The organism is Nannocystis punicea (assembly GCF_026965555.1).
GTDB classification, from domain to species: domain Bacteria; phylum Myxococcota_A; class Polyangia; order Nannocystales; family Nannocystaceae; genus Nannocystis; species Nannocystis punicea.
Genome location: NZ_CP114040.1, coordinates 9,045,301 through 9,063,760, shown reverse-complemented (window position 1 = coordinate 9,063,760; position 18,460 = coordinate 9,045,301). Strand labels below are relative to the sequence as shown.

15 protein-coding genes and 2 pseudogenes are annotated in these 18,460 nt (G+C 70.9%); 14 read left to right on the top strand and 3 right to left on the bottom strand.

Annotated features, from left to right (window positions below):
- Nucleotides 1-200: 200 nt before the first annotated feature.
- The 4 genes from O0S08_RS34650 (at nucleotide 201) to O0S08_RS34635 (ending at nucleotide 6,549) form a co-directional block, all read left to right on the top strand.
- Complete coding sequence (locus O0S08_RS34650; RefSeq protein WP_269033720.1) at nucleotides 201-929, top strand: YciI family protein; 729 nt, start codon at nucleotides 201-203, stop codon at nucleotides 927-929.
- A gap of 646 nt (nucleotides 930-1,575) precedes the next feature.
- Nucleotides 1,576-2,925 (top strand): group II intron reverse transcriptase/maturase, encoded by a 1,350-nt coding sequence (gene ltrA / locus O0S08_RS34645; RefSeq protein ID WP_503827484.1) that lies wholly within the window; start codon nucleotides 1,576-1,578, stop codon nucleotides 2,923-2,925.
- A gap of 200 nt (nucleotides 2,926-3,125) precedes the next feature.
- The gene (locus O0S08_RS34640; RefSeq protein WP_269033719.1) at nucleotides 3,126-4,928 is read left to right on the top strand and encodes a formylglycine-generating enzyme family protein; all 1,803 of its coding nucleotides are present in this window, start codon (nucleotides 3,126-3,128) and stop codon (nucleotides 4,926-4,928) included.
- 646 nt (nucleotides 4,929-5,574) lie between these two features.
- Entirely contained in the window at nucleotides 5,575-6,549 is a 975-nt protein-coding gene (locus O0S08_RS34635; protein WP_269033718.1) for a hypothetical protein, read from the top strand.
- 170 nt (nucleotides 6,550-6,719) lie between these two features.
- Here O0S08_RS34635 and pdxR read toward each other — a convergent pair whose 3' ends face one another.
- Nucleotides 6,720-8,156, bottom strand: coding sequence for a MocR-like pyridoxine biosynthesis transcription factor PdxR (pdxR, locus tag O0S08_RS34630; RefSeq protein WP_269033717.1), 1,437 nt, complete (start codon nucleotides 8,154-8,156; stop codon nucleotides 6,720-6,722).
- Nucleotides 8,157-8,295: 139 nt separating this feature from the next.
- Here pdxR and O0S08_RS34625 point away from each other — a divergent pair, with 139 nt between their 5' ends.
- From O0S08_RS34625 to O0S08_RS34595, 8 genes and pseudogenes are all read left to right on the top strand, one after another.
- Entirely contained in the window at nucleotides 8,296-8,667 is a 372-nt protein-coding gene (locus tag O0S08_RS34625; protein WP_371879568.1) for a GNAT family N-acetyltransferase, read from the top strand.
- 1 nt (nucleotide 8,668) lies between these two features.
- Nucleotides 8,669-9,286: an FMN-dependent NADH-azoreductase gene (locus O0S08_RS34620; RefSeq protein ID WP_269033715.1), complete on the top strand. Its 618-nt coding sequence runs from the start codon at nucleotides 8,669-8,671 to the stop codon at nucleotides 9,284-9,286.
- 2 nt (nucleotides 9,287-9,288) lie between these two features.
- Nucleotides 9,289-9,717, top strand: coding sequence for a carboxymuconolactone decarboxylase family protein (locus O0S08_RS34615; RefSeq protein ID WP_269033714.1), 429 nt, complete (start codon nucleotides 9,289-9,291; stop codon nucleotides 9,715-9,717).
- A 161-nt stretch (nucleotides 9,718-9,878) separates the two neighbouring features.
- A pseudogene (locus O0S08_RS51380) lies at nucleotides 9,879-10,322 on the top strand (transposase); the annotation flags it as partial.
- A complete protein-coding gene (locus O0S08_RS34610) occupies nucleotides 10,288-10,890 on the top strand; it encodes an IS5 family transposase (protein ID WP_269033713.1) in 603 nt (200 codons plus the stop codon). The pseudogene O0S08_RS51380 and the gene O0S08_RS34610, both read left to right, overlap by 35 nt.
- Nucleotides 10,891-10,899: 9 nt before the next feature.
- Nucleotides 10,900-11,736: a hypothetical protein gene (locus O0S08_RS34605; RefSeq protein WP_269033712.1), complete on the top strand. Its 837-nt coding sequence runs from the start codon at nucleotides 10,900-10,902 to the stop codon at nucleotides 11,734-11,736.
- 454 nt (nucleotides 11,737-12,190) lie between these two features.
- Nucleotides 12,191-12,676, top strand: a pseudogene (locus O0S08_RS34600) (thioredoxin family protein); the annotation flags it as partial.
- A gap of 161 nt (nucleotides 12,677-12,837) precedes the next feature.
- The gene (locus tag O0S08_RS34595) at nucleotides 12,838-13,404 is read left to right on the top strand and encodes a hypothetical protein (protein ID WP_269033710.1); all 567 of its coding nucleotides are present in this window, start codon (nucleotides 12,838-12,840) and stop codon (nucleotides 13,402-13,404) included.
- 62 nt (nucleotides 13,405-13,466) lie between these two features.
- Here O0S08_RS34595 and O0S08_RS34590 read toward each other — a convergent pair whose 3' ends face one another.
- Both O0S08_RS34590 and O0S08_RS34585 read right to left on the bottom strand, forming a co-directional pair.
- Nucleotides 13,467-14,681 (bottom strand): FAD-dependent monooxygenase, encoded by a 1,215-nt coding sequence (locus O0S08_RS34590; RefSeq protein WP_269033709.1) that lies wholly within the window; start codon nucleotides 14,679-14,681, stop codon nucleotides 13,467-13,469.
- An 87-nt stretch (nucleotides 14,682-14,768) separates the two neighbouring features.
- Complete coding sequence (locus O0S08_RS34585) at nucleotides 14,769-15,632, bottom strand: helix-turn-helix transcriptional regulator (protein WP_269033708.1); 864 nt, start codon at nucleotides 15,630-15,632, stop codon at nucleotides 14,769-14,771.
- Between the two features lie 466 nt (nucleotides 15,633-16,098).
- On the opposite strand from O0S08_RS34585, the gene O0S08_RS34580 reads away from it, so the two are divergent.
- Together O0S08_RS34580 and O0S08_RS34575 are read left to right on the top strand one after the other, a co-directional pair.
- The gene (locus O0S08_RS34580) at nucleotides 16,099-16,959 is read left to right on the top strand and encodes a hypothetical protein (RefSeq protein WP_269033707.1); all 861 of its coding nucleotides are present in this window, start codon (nucleotides 16,099-16,101) and stop codon (nucleotides 16,957-16,959) included.
- Between the two features lie 115 nt (nucleotides 16,960-17,074).
- Nucleotides 17,075-18,373: a sensor histidine kinase gene (locus tag O0S08_RS34575; RefSeq protein WP_269033706.1), complete on the top strand. Its 1,299-nt coding sequence runs from the start codon at nucleotides 17,075-17,077 to the stop codon at nucleotides 18,371-18,373.
- Nucleotides 18,374-18,460 lie beyond the last annotated feature (87 nt).

Genomic DNA, 18,460 nt, shown 5'->3' with positions numbered 1-18,460 from the left:
CCGTCGCGTGACGAGCGCGCGTCGCGCGGGCTCGTCACGCCCGCGACGTGGATCTATTTTGAAGTAATTTCGAGTAGTTGCGAAAAAATCGACGGGTCGTGTCGAGCCGCGCGAGTGTCGTTCGTCGTGGGGGTGAGGGGCCCGGCGGGTGCCGGCCCGGACGGACCACGAACACCTCGCAGCTCACGTAGGAGTCGACCATGCGCTTTTTGATCATGCACAAGAACGATCCGCAGACCGAGGCGGGCCAGCTGCCGCCGATGGAGCTCGTCCACAAGATGGGCGAGTTCATCGGCGAGCACGCGCAGGCGGGGCGCCTCGTCGACGGCGCGGGCCTGGGCGCCAGCAAGACGCGCACGCGCCTCGTCTTCCGCGACGGCCGCTGCACCGTGAAGCACGGCCCCTACCGCGGCGAGCACGAGCTCCCGGCGGCGATGCTCTTGCTGAAGGTGCGCACGCGCGAGGAGGCGATCGGCTGGGCCGAGCGCTACGGCAAGATCCTCGGCGACGGCGAGCTCGAGCTCGGCAAGGTCAACGAGCCGTGGGACATCGGCATGATGCCGCCGCCCGAGGATCCGCCGTTGCAGATCCTGCTGATCGAGAAGGCCGACCAGGCGACCGAGGCCGGCGGGCGCAGCCCGAAGCAGAAGGCCGACCTCACCCGCCTCAAGACCGAGATGACGAAGGCCGGCGTGCTCGTCCGATCGCACCTGCTGCGGCCGAGCGCCGAGGCCAAGCGCATGGTATTCAACAACAACGATCTGCGGACGCTCGACGGGCCGTTCGCGGAGTCGAAGGAGCTGATCGGCGGCTTCGCGGTGCTGGAGCTGTCGGGGATGCAGGAGGCGCTCGAGCTGAGCCGGCGATACGCCGAGATCCTCGGTGGGACCCTCGAGCTCGACGTCCGCCTCGTCGACTCGAGCGATTGAGATGAGTCGTCCTGGCAGCGGCGGCGACGTCTCGCGGCCTGCGTCCGCTCGGCGTCCGGTGACGGGGACGCTCGCTCGTCGCTAGACTCGGTTCATGGTGCGTCCTGAAGACGCGGACGAGAAGGACCCCGAAGGGGGCGGCTCGGCCGCGTCATGCTGCACCGTTCCAGCGGGTGAGAGTCCCGTCCGGGTAGGCGCCGGAGCGCCCGGTAGCAGGCCCCAGGTACGGCGAGAGATCGTCGTGGCCCGAGCGGGGCGTCAAGTGCCTCTACGGAGGGAGCAAGAACGCGGGCCGCAACATGAAGTGAAGCCTGCAGCCTCGACAGAGAAACAATGGGGGAGCCGAGCCGCTCATGCCACGGCGAAGGCCACGTCCACCGCGCAGACATCCGGAGTAGAAAGCGCGGCGGGTCCTCCCGGGGTAGGGGGCGCAGCACGCGTTCAAGGAGCGATGCGGAACAGGAGAGGCCCGTCTGCACGGCCCATGTCGGGGCGAAGCGACTCGTATAAGCCGAAGGCGAAGTCGAGCGCTGTGCAGCGGGAGTCCGAGGGGGTCGTAGTACCGATGATGGTGGCGCAGAACAACGCCGCCGGAGGGAAGGGCCCCTGGGGTGGTCGTGTCGGAGAAGAAGGTAAGCGCGAGGGCATGGCCTGCAGGACAGGTCCCAACAACCCCATGCGGCGTAGGCCGCGTGACAAAGTGCGAGAACTTCGACGCCGACTGTGGGCCGCAGCCAAGCGGCATCCGGGAAGACGTTTCCATGCGCTGTACGACCGCATCTCCAGGCGTGACGTCCTGAGGGAAGCATGGAGGCGGGTGAAGAAGAACAGGGGGGCAGCGGGGGTCGATGCCCAGACGCTGTCCGAGGTGGAAGAGCTCGGCGTCGATCGCTTTCTCGAAGAGATCGGTGCAGAGCTCGAGGCGGGGACGTACCGACCGAGCGCGGTCATGCGGCGGTACATCCCGAAGGCGGACGGGAAGAAGCGGCCGCTGGGGATCCCGACAGTCCGGGACCGAGTGGTGCAGATGGCGGCGAAGCTGGTGCTGGAACCGATCTTCGAGGCGGATTTTCTTCCGTGCTCGTACGGCTTTCGGCCCAAGCGCAGCGCGACGCAGGCGCTCGAGCGACTGCGGGTGCTGGGAGCACGAGGTGGAAACCACGTGCTCGATGCCGACATCCGCGACTACTTCGGCAGCATCGATCACGAGCGGCTGATGAAGCTCGTCGAGATGCGGATCTCGGACAGACGGGTCCTCAAGCTGGTACGGCAGTGGCTCGAAGCCGGTGTGATGGAAGATGGCGAGGTGACGGCGATGCTCTCGGGGACACCCCAGGGCGGCGTGATCTCACCGCTGCTGTCCAACATCTACCTCGCAGTCCTCGACAAGCTGTGGCAGCGACGACACGCCCACCTGGGCGAGCTCGTGCGCTACTGCGATGACTTCGTGATCCTCTGCAGGACCGCGAAGGCGTGCGAGGCGGCCGAGGCCAGGGTCCGCGAGATCCTGCGACGGCTCAAGTTGGATCTGCATCCCGAGAAGACGAGGCGGGTCGAGCTGAGCCGGGGACGGCAAGGCTTCGACTTCCTCGGCTGCCACCTGCGCAAGCGCATGTCCGGGCCGATCTGGGAGAAGGAAGGCCGAAGGGTGTACTTCCTCCAGCGCTGGCCCTCACAGCGCAGCATGACGCGGGTGCGGCAGCGCGTGAAGGAGCTGACCGGCAGCAGCCGCAACGGGGTCAAGGATGTGCGGGTGATCGTCCGCGACATCAACCCGGTGCTGCGCGGCTGGGGCAACTACTTCCGCACCGGGAACGCCGCGGCGAAGTTCAACCAGATCGACACGTACGTATGGCGCCGGCTCACGCACTTCATGGTGCGGCGCAAAGGCCGACACCTGCGAGCCAACGACGTCGAAGGTTGGACAAGCGACTTCTTCCACAACCACGGGCTCCACCGACTGCGTGGGACCGTGCAGTACCCGGAGGCCGCGTAATGCGACGGCCCGAGAGACCACCCGTAAGCCGTGTGCGGGAAATCCGCACGCACGGTTTGAAAGGGGGTCTTGCCCAACTTCTCCGCTACATGCGGAAAGGAAAGTAGGATCTACCAATGCGCGAGCGCCTTGCGGCTGTCCGCGTCGACCCGGGCGGTCGGCGAGTGCGAATGCAGCGGGCGGGGTCGCGGGGTCGCGCGATGAGGACGGGCCTCGCCGGCCTTTGTGCGGCGGCCCTGCTGGCGTGCGGGCCGGAGCTGCCGCGGAGCGTGCGGCCGGTCGGACAGGGCGGGGAGGCGTGGCCGGACGTGGCGGCGCCGATGCCCGCGCGCCGCGACGCGCGGGGCGACGCGGCGTTGATCGTCAGCGTCGAGGATTATGCGCACCTGCCCGATCGGTCAGGCGCGCACGCGGTCGCGGGGGCGTGGTACCGCTACCTGCACGAGGTCCGCGGATTGCCGCACCGGCGCATCCGCTGGGTGCGCGACCCGGGCGGGCCCGACGCCGTCCATGCGGCGCTGGCGAAGATGCACTGGCGAATCCGGCGCGACGCGACCCTCTGGGTGGTGTTCATCGGCCACGCGGGCACGCCGGCAGGAGGCTCGCCGGTGCTGCTCGGCGCGTCGGCGAGCGCGAGCGACTGGCGCGCGGGGATCTCGGTCGCTCGGGTGCTGCGGCTCGCCGGCCACGGGATGCACCGCGAGCTCGTCACGGTGCTGGACGGGTGTCTGCCCGAAGGGACAGGTGACAGCGCGCGCTCGGGGCTGGCCGCGCCCGGGCTGCCGGCGCCGCCGGAGCTGGTGGCGCCGCGGCCCATGCGGCAGTCTGCCGTGCGTGCCGTGACCCCGCAGATGGCCGCGCTGATGGCGATGGTGGAGCAGACGCGGATGGTCGTGGCATGGGACATCGCCCGGCGGGGCCGCGAGCCGACCGACGCGGTGGCGTTCACTGCGGGGGTGGGGGCGCATTGCCGTGAGCGCCTGCCGGGGACCGACACGCCGGCGCTGTCGTACCTGCTGCTCGGGGCGCTGCGCGGGTGGGCCGACGAGGACGGCGACGCTCGGGTGAGCGCGGCCGAGGCGCTGCGGCGTATCGACCTGCTCCTTCGGGCAGGTACCTACGGCCAGCCTGACCGGCCGCGGCCGGAGGCGCGTGGCTCCGATCTGACGCTGGCCCGCGGCGTGAGCGAGCGCGGGCCGTCGGTGACGGCAGTGCAGCCGCCGGCCGCTCGCGTCGACGAGGCGACGTTGCTGGCGGAGGTCGGCGGCGAGTTCGTCGACGAGCGGATGCAGAAGATCGATCGCGGGTGGTTCGTGCTCGGCTGCCGCAATCGCCGCGACCCCCAGTGCGAGGCCGACGAGAAGCCGCCGCGGTCGGTCCGCCTCGACAGCTTCATGATCGATCGCTACGAGGTGACGTGGAAGGACTACGCGGCGTGCGTGGCCGGCGGCGGGTGCTCGAAGGTCGCCACGTCGCGCTGCGAGGTGTGGACCGGCGAGGCGTTCGTCCGCGGGGCCGCGCTCGCTCCGGGCTTCCTCGGCGAGGACCACCCGGTGGTGTGCGCGACCTGGGAGCAGGCGGCCGAATATTGCGCGTGGAAGGGCAAGCGCCTGCCGACCGAGGCCGAGTGGGAGCGCGCGGCCCGGGGCCCCGATGCGCGCTCGCAGTACCCGTGGGGCGACGCGCCGGCGACGTGCGCGCGCGCCCATACGTACGAGTGCGGGGGGACGACGGCCGCGGTCGGCCGATACCCCGCCGGCGCCAGCCCCGAGGGCGTCCAGGACCTCGCCGGCAACGCGTCCGAGTGGGTCGCCGATTGGTATGACAAGAAGGCGTACCGGCAGATCTCCGGGCGCAACCCGATCGGGCCGCCGGGCGGCGAGGTCCGGGTGGTGCGCGGCGGCAGCTATTACGACGGGCCGGGTTATTTGCGGGCGTCGTACCGCTACGGCCTGTCGCCGCAGTGGGGCTACGGGACCGTCGGCTTCCGCTGCGCGCGCTGATGATATTTTTCAATATGCGGGGTCTGACTGTCGGACCGTGGGCTCGCGCGAATTCCTCCGAGCCGATCAGCGCTGGATTGAGCCCGGCGCCATGGAATCATACGACCTCACCGCCGGTCGTGACTACGTGTTGTTCGGTCGCGACGTGGACGAGCCCGCGGAGCTCGGGCTTGCCGTGGGGCGACCCTGAAGGCTGGCACGGTAGGAGCCCGGGTCGCAGTCCTGAGCACGAAGCGCAACGCCCAGGAGACCGAGAGCGCCGAGCCCGAACCGGGCCCACCGGAGGACTACGGGCAGATCGAGCCGCCGGCGCTGGCGGCGCTGATCGCGCATGTGATGGCCGGCTACGAGGTCGTCGTGGTGTAGAGCCAACCCGACCTGACCTCGCCCAAGCTCGGCTCCATGCTCATCGGCGCCAAGAGGTTGGTCGCCGACCGCGACGGGTTTTACGCGCTGGCAGCCGACATCTCGGTGGCTCATGCCTGGAGTTGGCCCAAGAACCGGCGCGGCCGCCCTCGGCGGCAGAACAGGACCTGAGCCGCCGAGGCGTCGGTCTCGCGTCACTCCGGCGCCAGCGAGACCTGACCCGCACGGACCGGGCAACTTTCAGGAGGCGGGCGGTCGACGCCCGTGATATCCAGCCGCCATGAACCCGACAACCTGGTGGAGCACGGTCGCCGTCAGCTGGATGATCTGCGTCGGCGCATGTGAAGGACCATCACCACCACCCGGCCCGTGCGGCCACTGGCGCGAGCTCGCGTTTCCCGCGGGCACGGAGTTCCATGGCGGATGCGATGACCGCTCCATCAGCGGACGCACGGATGCTTCGCCCGCGGCGTTCGTGAAGCTCTTCACCGACCGCGGCTACGTGGCCTCGCGGTCGAGCGGCGAGACCTTCGCGAAAGCCAGCCGGTTCCAGTATCTCGTGAAGGCGGGTGACCCAGTGGGGTTCATCGTGTTCGTCGACCCATACGGCTTCACCCTATCGCGGCGATCCGTCGCCGAGTTCACGGGAACGCTCACCGAAGGCGACTTCGCCCAGCTGTCGGACGAGCAGATGCGAACCCTTCACGGGGCGGCGATCAAGCGGGCGAAAGCTCTCGTGCCGTTGTTCGACCGGACTCCTGATGCGCCCAAGGTGTGCGCGGGCGCGGCCGACGAGCTCGCGTTCGCCGACGACGCGATCGTCATCAACGTCGATGGACCCGAGCTCGCCGCCGAGGGAAAGGCGCGGGGTCCTTATTCGATCGGTGTGGTGCGCGCCCCGGGCGAGTACGCCGCGTCGAAGGTGACCGACCTGATGAAGCTGCGCGACCAACTGCGCGCCTTCATGGCGAGCCCCGTCGTTCCGGCCTACCGGCTCGAGTCTGCGAGTACGGGTCAACAGTTTCACGGGGACACTTTTTTAGGCGGAGGCGCGAGGATCGACGTCGCGCTGCTCGACGAAGCCGCCGGCACCGTGCGGTGCCGGACCACGACGAGCGCGAGCAACAGCCAGACCGTGACGGTATACGGTCAAAATGACAGCAATAACGCCGAATTTGCGCTCAGGACCGACCTCGCTGGGAACATCGACACCGCGGTTCACAAGGCACTGATCACGCTGCTGCCGGCTCGATAGCGCCGGGTTGGCGTGTCCCCGAGGGTCGACGCCGTCGCTTCCACCTGCTCGACGCGACCGACGAGCAGCGCACCTGGACCGCGACGCGGCTCGGGGCCGCCGGCCTCGAACAATTCTTCGGGGCCGTGGTTCGAATCATTAGAGCGGACTTGAAGGACATATTCGAAGAGTCATTCATCGCCTCGCCGGCGCGGGCTCGAATGATGCCAGGCCGCGCGCAGGGCCTCCGCGAGCTCGCGCGCCGCGGCCGGGTCGGCGACGTTGGTGAAGCCGAGCAGCAGCCCCGGCTCGACCGCGTGCTCGTGTTGCCAGTCGCTCAGGGCCTGCAGCGCCAGGCCTGCTCGCTGCGCGGCGCGGGCGAGCGCGCGGTCGTCGGCGCGGCCTTGCAGGCGCGCGAGCAGGTGCATGCCGCCCGCCTGCAGCTCGACGCGGAGGCGCGCGCCGAACACCGCCTGCAGGGCCTCGACCACGGCGGCCCGACGCCGCGCGTAGAGGCCGCGCATCTTCTTCACGTGGCGGGCGAGGTGACCCTCGAGCATGAAGTCCGCCACGACCGCCTGGACCAGCTGCGGGCACCCGCCGTGGAAGGCGGCGCAGGTCGCCTCGAAGCGCGGCACGTCCCGCTCGGGCACGACCACGTAGGCGAGGCGCAGCGAGGGCAGCAGCACCTTGCTGAAGGTGCCCGCGTAGTACACCACGCCCTCGCGGTCGAGGCTGGCGAGGGCGGGCAGCGGCCGGCCCTGGTAGCGGTATTCGCCGTCGTAGTCGTCCTCGAGCACCCGGGCCTCGGCCGCCGCGGCCCAGGCGAGCAGCTCCAGGCGGCGCGGCAGCGCGAGGGCGACCCCCAGCGGCGCTTGATGCGAGGGCGTGACCACCGCGAGCCTGGCCCGCGCGGCGCAGCGGCGGCCCTCCGCCACGCACAGGCCCTCGGCGTCGACCGGCACCGCCACTGCGCGGGCGCCGTGGGCCTCGACGAGCTGGCGCGTCGGCGGGAACCCGGGATCTTCGATCCACACGGGGTCGCCCGGGCGCAGCAGGGTGCGCGCCACCAGATCGAGGGTGTGGCGATAGCCCGCCGTGACGAACACCTGCGCCGGGGCGCAGCGGAGGCCGCGCGAGAGCGCCAGGTGGGCCGCGATGGCCTCGCGCAGGCCGGGGTCGCCGGCGGGCGCGGGGTAGCCGTCCTCCTGCGTCGCGCCGCGCAGCCGGCGGGCGATGAGGCGCGACCACAGCGCGTGCGGGAAGGCGTCGAGCGCCGGCAGGCCGAGCTGGAAGGGACGCGGCGAGCGCGGGCCCGGCAGCGCGGCGGCAGGGGCGGCCGGGCGAGTGCGGCCGAGCCGGGCCGCGTGCGGGCCGATCGCGGCGACACGGGTGCCCGCCTGGCCCTGCGGCAGCAGATAGCCCTCGCCGATCAGCAGGTCGTAGGCGGCCTCGACGGTGCCGCGCGCGAGGCCCAGGGCGCTCGCCAGGCCGCGGATCGAGGGCACGCGGTCGCCGGGCCGCAGCCGGCCGTCGGCGACCGCGTCGCGGACGCGGGCGTAGATCTGCCGGTAATAGGGAGAGGCCTCCGAGGGATCGAGCTTCAGCGGAAACCCCGAGGCGGACATGTCCCAGTTATTTTCGCAGATCTTGGACCTTCCGGCCAGGACATGGTCCTTTCATATTCGTGGCGTGACGATCGCAACCGACGAGATATCGCTGCGCCACGCGGAGCACGACGACGAGCTCCGCGCCTGCTACCCGACGATGGTGGGCCTGCGGCCGGGGCTCGGGGACGCCGAGGAGCTGCGGGCGCGGGTCCGTCGCCAGCAGGCGCAGGGGTACCGCCTGCTGGCCGCCTGGCGCGCCGGGGAGCCGGTCGGGCTCGCCGGCTACCGCGAGCAGGAGAACCTGATCTACGGCCGCTTCGTGTACGTCGACGACCTGGTGGTGCGAGAGGATGTCCGCCGCGAGCAGCTCGGCGAGCGATTGCTCGCGGCGGTCGCCGCGGAGGCGCAGCGGCTCGGCTGCGCCCGACTGGTGCTCGACACCGGGATGGCCAACGCGCTGGCGCAGCGGTTCTACTTCCGCCAGGGCCTGCTGGCGCTGGGCATGCACTTCAGCCGGAGCCTGGGCTGACATGCCGGCCATCCTCGCCATCGACGCCAGCCCGCGCGGCGCGGCGTCTCACAGCGGGCAGGTCGGCCGGATGGTGCTGGAGCGCCTGCTGCGGCGCTCGCCGGGCGCGCGCCTGATCGTCCGGCCCGTCGGGGTCGAGCCGCTGCCGCACGTCGACGCGGCCTACGCCGAGGCCCTGGAATTGCCGGAGGCGCGCCGCACGGCCGCGGACCGGCAGGCGCTGGCGCGCTCGGAGGAGCTGATCGCGGAGCTCGAGGCGACCGACCGCCTGCTGATCGCTACGCCGATGCACAACTTCACGGTGCCGTCGGCGCTGAAGGCGTGGATCGATCACGTGGTCCGGGCGCACCGCAGCTTCGCGCTGACGCCCCACGGCAAGCAGGGCCTGCTGGCGGACCGGCCGACCTACGTGGTCGTCAGCGCCGGCGGGGCCGTGTCCGGCGAGGGGCCGCTCCAGCCGGACTTCGTCACACCGTACCTGCGCCACGTGCTGGCGGTGATCGGGATCCGCGACGTCCGCTTTCACGTGCTCGAGAACCTGGTGCGCGGTCCGGACGCGGTGCAGACCGCGGAGCGACGCGCGCGCGCATGGCTGGACGAACAACTGCCGGAGGAATGACGATGATGAGCCGCTACGATTACGCCACCCTCTCGCCCGAGGTGCTCCAGGGCCTTTACGCCGCCCACGCCGCGCTCCTGCGCGGCCCGCTCGGACGGCCGCTGATCGATCTCGTGTACCTGCGGGTGTCGCAGATCCACGGCTGCCCGTTTTGCCTGGAGATGCACTCGAAGTCGCTGCGCGACGACGGCGAGACGACCCAGCGCATCGACGCCCTGGCCGGCTGGCGCGCGAGCGCGGCCTACACCCCGCGCGAGCGCGCGGCGCTCGAGTGGGCCGAGGCGGTGACGGACATCGCCCACACCCACGCGCCCGACAGCAGCTACGCGGCGCTCGCGGAGCACTTCAGCGAGCGGGAGGTCTCCGACCTGACGATGGCGATCGCATTGATGGGTGCGCTCAATCGCGTGGCGATCGCGGCGCGCCGCTGAGCCCCGGCCTGGTGCGCGCGGATCGACGCTCACCCTGACAGCGCCGTCGTGACGAACAGAGGGCGCGAGCGCGCTTCGATGCGCAAACCGGCTGATTTTCCGCCCTCGCGGCGATTGTGACACTGACTCACGTGCCAGTGTTCGTCTGCGACGTCGCCGTCATGGGCTGCGCGCACATCGACTTCGCGTGGCGCCCCCGATGCGCGGCGCCTGGGCCCGTGCTAGGCCATGTCCGAAATCCCGAAAACGCCAGTTTCTTGGAGACATCGGGATTTCTTGATCTGGTCGGGGACATGACGCCCCGCGTTCCCCGCCACCAGCTCACGGACGACCAGTGGAACCTGATCGCGGACCTGTTTCCGACTCGCAACTGCAAGACGGGACGGCGCGCGAGAGATCGCCGGACGATACTGAACGCCATCTTTTGGGTGCTCCGCACAGGAGCGCCGTGGCGTGATCTTCCGATCGAGTTCGGTCCATGGTCGACTGCGTGGGACTTCTTCAACAAGTGGAACCAAGACAGGACGTTCGACGAGGTGCTGCGACGACTCCGCAGCTGCGTGGTTTCGCATGACGACCCACCCGCCGAGCTCTGGTGCATCGACGGCACGTCGATCCGCGCGGCTCGCTGCAGCAGCGGCGGGGGGAAAATCGACGAACCCAGAAGAACCGAAGGATCACGCGCTGGGGCGCTCCCGGGGTGGCTGGGGCACGAAGATCCACATCCTGTGTGACGCACACGGACACCCCCTCCACTTCCATCTCAGCGCCGGCCAGATCCACGACCAGACGATGGTCGACACCTTGCTCTGCGGCGCCGATGAGACTCTGCACGACGAGCACGGGACACCGATGGCTTGGCCCGTCGCGCTCGCCGGCGACAAGGGTTACCGAGCGAACTGGGTCGACCAGTACCTGTTGGAGCTCGGCATCAAGCCCATAATCCCGAGTAAGGAGAACGAGGACCGCTCCCTTCGGCCTGTCGCATTCGACAAGGCCGCGTACCGACGTCGAAGCATCATCGAGTGCCTCATCGGCTGGCTCAAGGAGTCACGCCGGATCGCTACCCGGTTCGAGAAGAAAGCCATCAACTTCGGGGCGATGGTTAAACTAGCGTTTATCCACCGCTACCTGCGTCTGTCTGCTTCATGCGCGATTTCGGACATAGCCTAACCCCGGGGCATGCGTTCTTACAGCTTCACTTGTCTCAGCCTCGTGTTCGCGGTCGCCCTCGCGTGCGACTCCAAGGGTGACGGCTCCGGCTCGGATACCAGCGACGTCGGCAACAGCACCACCGAAGACGCCGGCACCGACGGCGAGAGCTCGACCGGCGGCTCGGGCGATCAGCCGGCGACCACGACCGCCGGCCCCGGCACGGCGACCAGCCCCGGTACCAGCGTCGGCAGCGACGGTTCGGACACCGACGACACGGCGACCAGCACCAGCGGCTACGACCCGACCCACGGGACCACGAACCCGACCTCGCAGGGCAGCGATGTCACCAGCGCGGGCACCGACGGTCCGGTCATCGAGCCGGTCCCGTGCGAGGGCGAGCCGGTGGTGCTCGACGTCGCCTCGCTGGCCTACACGCAGGGCCAGATCCCGCCCGACCCCGATCCGACCGGCGAGGGCTCGAGCGGCGGCAGCGGCGGTGAGCCGGTCGACCCCGACACGCTGTACGTGCGCCTCTCGAGCCAGGCGGCCACCTGCGCCGACCCCAGCACCGGCCTCGACTGCGGCGGCAACTGGGCGGTGACGATCCGGATCCCCACGGCCTTCCAGACGCCCGGCCTCTACCACCTGGCCGGCCTCGACGTCACCGGGACGGGGATGATCACGTCGGAGGAGCCGAGCGAGTGCGGGTTCGGCGGCGGCACCTTCGGCGCCAGCTTCGAGCTGATCTCGGTCGACGACAAGGAAGTGGTCGGGCGCCTGTGCCACGTCGACTTCGGGTTCCTCGACATCCTCGACGAGGACGTCAACCTCGAGGGCAGCTTCACCGCGCCGCGTTGCCAGTGAATCATGATGGAGATGTCTAAAAGGTCATGTCCTCACGTGCATGAGCGAGAGGGCATGTCCGAGAGGATATGTCCTCTGCGCCGGCCGGCGTGCTCGCTCGAGCCGCGGTCACCGGGCTATCGTCGGTGAACGGGGCCGGGGCGGGCGGCGCAGGCGGGGCCGGGGCGGGGCCGCTCTCCGCCGAGGGGGCGGCGATTGGCAGGCCAGATCCGCGCCGCCTTGGCGCGACAGGAACAGGTGGTCGCCAATGGGCGGTCGAGCGCGCTCGTGGGATCCGCGCGCAACTCGCACGGGGAGCCTCACTTCAGCAGCTCGTCGCGTTCTTGTGTACCGCCGATCCTGCGAGCGGGGTGTCGCTCGAGCGGGCCGCGTTCGGGATGGCGTGACCGCAGTCGAGCTACGCGTGATGGCTCAGCGCGGGCACATCCGGGGACGGGCCTGATAGGATGGCTGCGTGACAGAGCCAGACGCACGTCCAACCCCAGCCATGTCGCAGGCGCTGTCGGAAGCGGACCTGTCCGCCTTGAAGGCCCGTTTCGAGGCCGCGAGCCGAGCTGCGTCCGCTCCCACCTCCGCTTCTTCGCCGGACGGTGCCGCCACCTCCGCCGGCTCGCCCGTCCTCGACGTCACCGACGCGACCTCTCAGGCGGAGATCGTCGAGCGGTCGCTGCAGGTGCTGGTTCTCGTCGACCTGTGGGCCTCCTGGTGCGGGCCATGCACGGTGCTCTCGCCGATGCTGGAGCGGCTGGCCAGGGAGGCGAACGGCGCCTGGATCCTCGCCAAGGTGAACGTCGACGCCAACCCGCGCATCGCCCAGCTGTTCGGCGTCCAGTCGATCCCGATGGTCGTCGCCGTCGCAGGCGGCCAGCCGGTGGACGCGTTCGCGGGCGTCCCGAAGGAGCCGCAGATCCGGCAGTGGCTGTCCGGCCTGCTCGACGCGTCGGCGCCGTAGGCGTCACGCATCACGACCCGGGGCGTTGATGGCGTCACGGGGCCGCCGATCCAGCTGCGGACGCGACGACGCGGGCCCCGGCGAATCGCAGGTGGGTATGCGTCCGCGGCCGCTGCGGGCGGCGCCGGGGACCTGCTACGATCGCGGTCATGACAAAGAAGCGCACGCGCGTCCAGGACCGCTTCGTCGATCACGACCTCGGCCTCGCCGTCGTCGAGGCGATGGTGCGGGAGGGGTTGGTGGAGACGGACCTCCGGGTCCCCGAGCTCGAGCCCGAGGAGGACGACGACCCGGACGACGAGTCGGAGAGCTGGCGCGACCGCATCGACGAGACGCAGATGGCGGTGCTGGCCGAGCTGCGCGCGCTCCTCGACGCCCACGCGGACAAGCTGCCGCACATCGAGGAGATCGATCCGTACCTCGACACGATCCACGAAGAACCCGAGCAGTGCGCGGAGGTCGACTCGCTGGCCGGCATCGAGCTGTGCAGCGGCCTCAAGCGGCTCATGCTCGACACCCGGAACAAGCAGCTGGACCTCACGCCGCTCACGTCTTTGCCGGCGCTCGAGGAGCTGCATCTCGGGGACGTGCGCCTCCGCGACCTGGCGCCGCTGCTGGCGCTGCCCCGGCTCAAGGTGCTGACCGGCCGGATCGACGAGGTGACCGCGGCGAAGCTGCGGGAGCGCGGGGTCGACGTCGACAGCGGTAAGCAGTGAACATTTCGCGCGGGGGAAGGACGACGACTCGAGAAGGAGTGCCGCCATTCCGCGTCGGCCCGTCATGCAGCGACGATGTCGATCTCCGTCAGGGCGCCGGGGCCGACCAGCCGGCGGAAGATCGGCGCGGCGGGGCTGTTCATCAGGCGGAGGATCGTCGCGCGGACGATCCGCTGCAATTCACCGGAGGGGGTGAAGAGCTGGCGCATCGTCGTCGCGGTCTGCTGCAGGCTCGCCGTGAACGGGCGCAGCTTCGCCTCCCACTCGATCAGCGCGCGCAGTACGTCGTCGGGGTGCCGCTCCAGCATGTTGCCCAGCAGCTCGGCGCCGGCCATCCCGGTGGACGCGCCCATCCCCGAGTACAGGGTCAGGCACCAGGCAGCGTCGCCGAGCAGCACGACCCGGCCCTCGTGCCAGCGATCCATGCGGACCTGCTCGACCGAGTCGAACAGGCGCTCCTCCGCGGCCGCGTAGTCGTCGAAGAGCTGGCTCAGCACCGGCCCGGCGGGCTCCGGCCCGAACGCCGCGCGGATCGACTCGATCGCCGGCCGGCGGAACTGCCCCGCGACGTCGTCCACGCGGTACGAGAACAGCACCGTGGGGTTGTGATTGACGAACGGGAACACCCACGCCGAACGCCCGGCCTCGGCCAGGACGAGGCCGTCGCTGGTCGCGTGGCCCTGCACGGGCCTGCGGAGGACGCAGGCGCCGATCATGTAATTCATCGGGTGGAGGAAGTCGGCGTGCGGGCCGAAGACCAGCTGGCGGACGGTCGAGCGCAGCCCGTCCGCGCCCACCACCAGGTCGAAGCGCTCGGTCGCGGTCGCGCCGGTGACTGCGTGGCGGGTCGTCACGTCGACGCCGTGCTCGTCCTGGGCGATCGCAACCGGGCTCGTCGAGAAGCGGACCTCCACGTCGGGCGGGAGCGCGGAGTACAGCGCGTTCTCCACGTCGCCGCGCAGCACCAGGCGCGGCCCGCCGGGCAGGTCGGGCAGGCCCAGGCCCTTGCGTCGGCGGCCGCGTCGATCGATCTCGAAGGTGTGGACGGCCGGGCCCAGGCGGTTGCCCACGGCCTCGAGCACGCCGAGCCGGGCCGCGGACGCGACGCCCGTGCCGAACAGGGCGACCGCGTAGCCGCCGCTGCGGCGCGCTGCGGCGCGCTCGAGGATCACGGGCTCCCAGCCGAGCCTGTGCAGCCGCAGGGCCGTGGCGATGCCGCTGATCCCGAGTCCGACCACCAGGACGCGGCGACCGCGTGTCGTTGAGTTTCTCATCATGCCCCGAGGCTAGCGACAGGCCGCGTCCGCGGTAGAGCGCGGCTTGTGGCGGAGATCGGCGCGGATTGGGGTCGGCGCGGGCTCGGTTCATTGCGCGGCGCGGCGGCGCTCTCGCCAGTCGCGCGGGGTCATTCCGTGGGCGCGGCGAAAGGTGCGAATGAAATGAGTGGCGTCGGCGTAGCCCACCTGATCGGCGATGCTCTCGACGCTCGCGTCGGTGTCTCGCAAGCGCCGGCGCGCTTCCGACATTCGGTGCTCCCGCAGCCAGTCGCCGACCGTCAGGCCCGTCTCTTGCCGGATCGCGTTGGCCAGGTGCGAGGGCGTGCGGCCCACCGCCGCGGCGACGTCCTTGAGCGAGAGGGGCCCCAGGCAGCGCTGCTCGATGAAGGCGAGGGCGTCACGCACGAGCCCGCCGACCAGCGGCGACGCCGTGGGCGCGTGCTCCTGCAGCTCGCGCATGAGCTCCGTGAGCAGCAGGACGAGCCACGCGTGGGCGGCGTTCGCCGCGGCCCACTTGCCCTCCCGCAGCTCCGCCTCCATCTCGGCCACCAATTGCTCGATCCGCCGGCGCCTCGTCGGCCCGGGTCGCAGGCGAAGCAATCCTCGCACCAGCAGGCTGCGCGCCGGAGCCGGCCTCGCCTCGCCGCGGACTCGTGAGCGTCCCGGCGGCGGCCCGAGCTCGCGCAGCAGCAGCGGATCGACACCCACGATCCAGCCCTGAAGATCGCCGACATCGAGCGCCTGGTGCTCCGTGCCTTCGGGGACGAGGTGGACGTCGCCGGCGCGCAGATCGATCGGCTCCAGGTGCCGTCCTCGCCCGCTGCCCGCCGTGAACACGAAGATCATGAAGAAGGTCGAGACGAGCGGACCGGTCGGCGGCGGCGGCGAGCCCGGGACGCGAGCGACGTGGAGGCGCATGTCCCCGGCGCCGATCCCCTCGAGGGTGAGCACACGCGGAGGTCGATGCTGAGAGGTGCGAGTCACGGGGCCACGCCGTCGCGGGGTGGTCCCAAGGTAACAGCGGCGGTCAGGCCACGTCGACGCCCGCCGCGAATGAGCGGTGGAGGGCCCGTCGCACCTCGCCGCACTCGACCACGCGATTCAGTTCGGGCTCGTGATTGCAATCCCGGCGAGAGGTTCGTGCTGCCGTCGGGCGCGCGCTTTCATCGATGGTGGCGGGGCGGGCCCGGCAATTGCTGGCAGCGCGGAACTGCACGTCGCGTTGCGAGGCGGCGCGGACGCCGTTCATCTCGCTCGCTCGCGGTGCTAAGGTTTTTCCAATGGCCTCTCTCCGCGTGGTCCTCCTCGACGAGGACAGGGGCTTGCGATCGTTCGTCGAGTCGGCATTGGCCCGGCGTGACGAGCCGGTCCGTCGCCGTCAACGCGTGCTCGCCCGCCTGCGCGAGCGGGGGTCGCCTTGAGCCCGAAGGACTTCATCGGCCTGCACGCTCACCACGTCTGGCGCGCCACCCTGCTCACGGCGTTGCTCACGGCCTGCCTGTACCCGCTCGACCTCCTGCGCGGGCGCGACGTCGACGCCCCGTGGTGGCCGCCGCTCACCGCCAGCTTCATCGGCCTCGTAATCGTCGCCTTCGTCCTGCTGGTCCACTGGCGGCGGCCGCAGAGCGTCCTCCTCGGCTCCGTGCTGTTCATCGTCAACCACGTCGGGCTCTTGACCTCCGCGTGGATCGTCGGCAGCTATCACATCCTCGACCCGGATCTGCCGCCGTTCCAGTCGCAAAAGCTCGCGATCCTGACGATCGCCGTGCTCGCGCCGGAGCGGTGGGTCGGCCTGCTCTGCATCGCCGGGTACACGCTGCTCCCGATCGTCCAGATGTCCAGCTTCACCGCGGCCGAGCGGGCCCGGATCGACGCCAGCGAGCCGCTCGTGCTCGTCGTCTACGGGCTCGTCGGCGCGGCGCTGCTGCTGTACCGCTGGCGCGGCCTGGCCACCGAACGCGAGCTCGTGCGGGCCCAGGCCGAGGTCGCCGAGGCGCGTCGCACCGCCCGCCTGTTGCTCGCCGTGCGCGACCTGTCGAACACTCCGCTGCAGGTCCTCACTCTCGGCGTCGCCGCGGCGCGCGGGCGCAACCCCGGGCTCGAGGAATTGCTCGACCGCCTCGACCGCGCGCTCGACCGCCTGCGGGCGCTGCAGCGGCCGCTCAAGGCCTACGAGGCCGACCTCGAGTGGCGGCCGGGCGACGAGTCGCTCGACGCCGAGGCGGTGCTGGCGACCGCCGAGGCGCACGCTCGGGCCCGCCGCTCCGACGCGAAGTGAGCGTCACACCCTCGCGGCGCGGCCGCCTCGAGGTCGCGCTGCGGCGCGACCGGCGACCCGCCAGGTCTGCATGCGGGCGCTGCCCGGCCGAGGCCCGTGTGCGACACTTTGGCGGATGTCGTCCGTCGAGGCGCGCCCGCACGACGAGCACACCGGCTTCTACCGCGGCATGTTCCTGATCGCCGCGATCACCGTGCCGCTGTTCGGCCTGGTCGAGTGGAGCGTCGCCTACGACTCGTTCGCGGTGCGCCTGACCTTCGCGGGCGTCGCCCTCGCCGTCATCGCCGCCTCGTTCCGCTCGGCGGCGCTGCGTCGCCGGCTCCGGCTCGCCGCGCTGCTGTACTGCTACGCCCTGTTCGTGTGGTTCTGCTACGTCGGGTATCGCCATGCGATGACCCTGGAGGACATCATCGGCCTGCTGCCGATCGTGCTCGGGGTGGTGGTGTGCCTGCGCCGGGCGTGGGAGGTGGTGTTCTTCCTCGGCTTCATCGCCGCCGCGCTGGTCGTCGTCTATCGCCAGCTCGACGCGCCGGCGGTCCCCTTCAGCGTCCCGCTGTCGATGTTCGCGGTGTTCGCCGGGGTGCTGGGGTGGATGAGCGTGTGGCGGACCCGGCTCGAGGAGGCGCTGCAGGTCGCCAACGCGACGCTCGAGGTGCGGGTCGCCGAGCGCACCGCGCTGCTCGAGCGCGAGGTCGGCGAGCGGCTCGTCGCCGAGCGGCGGGCCAACGCCGCCAACGAGGCGAAGTCGCGCTTCCTCGCCAACATGAGCCACGAGCTGCGCACGCCGCTCAACGCCGTGATCGGCTACGCGGAGATCGTCGAGGAGGAGCTCGCGGCCTCCGACCAGGCGCACCTCTGCCACGACCTCGACAAGGTCGGCCGCGCGGCGAAGCACTTGCTGACGATCATCGACGACATCCTCGACCTCTCGCGCATCGAGGCCGGCTCGCTGCCGCTGCGGCGCGAGCGGGTGGCCGTGCGCGCTGCCGTCGACGACGCGGTCGTCCTGGTCCGGCCGGCGATCGACGCCCGCCGCGACCGGCTGGTGATCGCGGTCGCGCCCGAGCTCGCGCTCGTCGGCGACCGCGAGGCGCTCGTCCGCGTGCTCGCCCACCTGCTCGGCAACGCGGCCAAGTTCACCGAGGACGGGACGATCACGGTCGCAGCGGCCCGCGTGGGCGACGAGGTCGAGGTCCACGTGCGCGACACGGGGATCGGCATCCCCGCGGCCGCCCTCCCGCAGATCTTCGAGCGCTTCACCCAGGCCGACGACAGCTCGACCCGCCTCCACGGCGGCGCCGGCCTCGGCCTCGCGCTCTGCAAGGAGCTGGTCGCGCGGATGCAGGGCACGATCGTGGTCGCCAGCGCGGTCGGCGAGGGCAGCTCCTTCACCGTCCGCCTGCCGGCGGCCTGACCGCGCCCTGGGCGTATGACCGCCGCGGGTGCGGCGGCAGCCGCCGCGCCTGTCCTTCGGGACAGACTCGGGACGACCGCGCCGCTC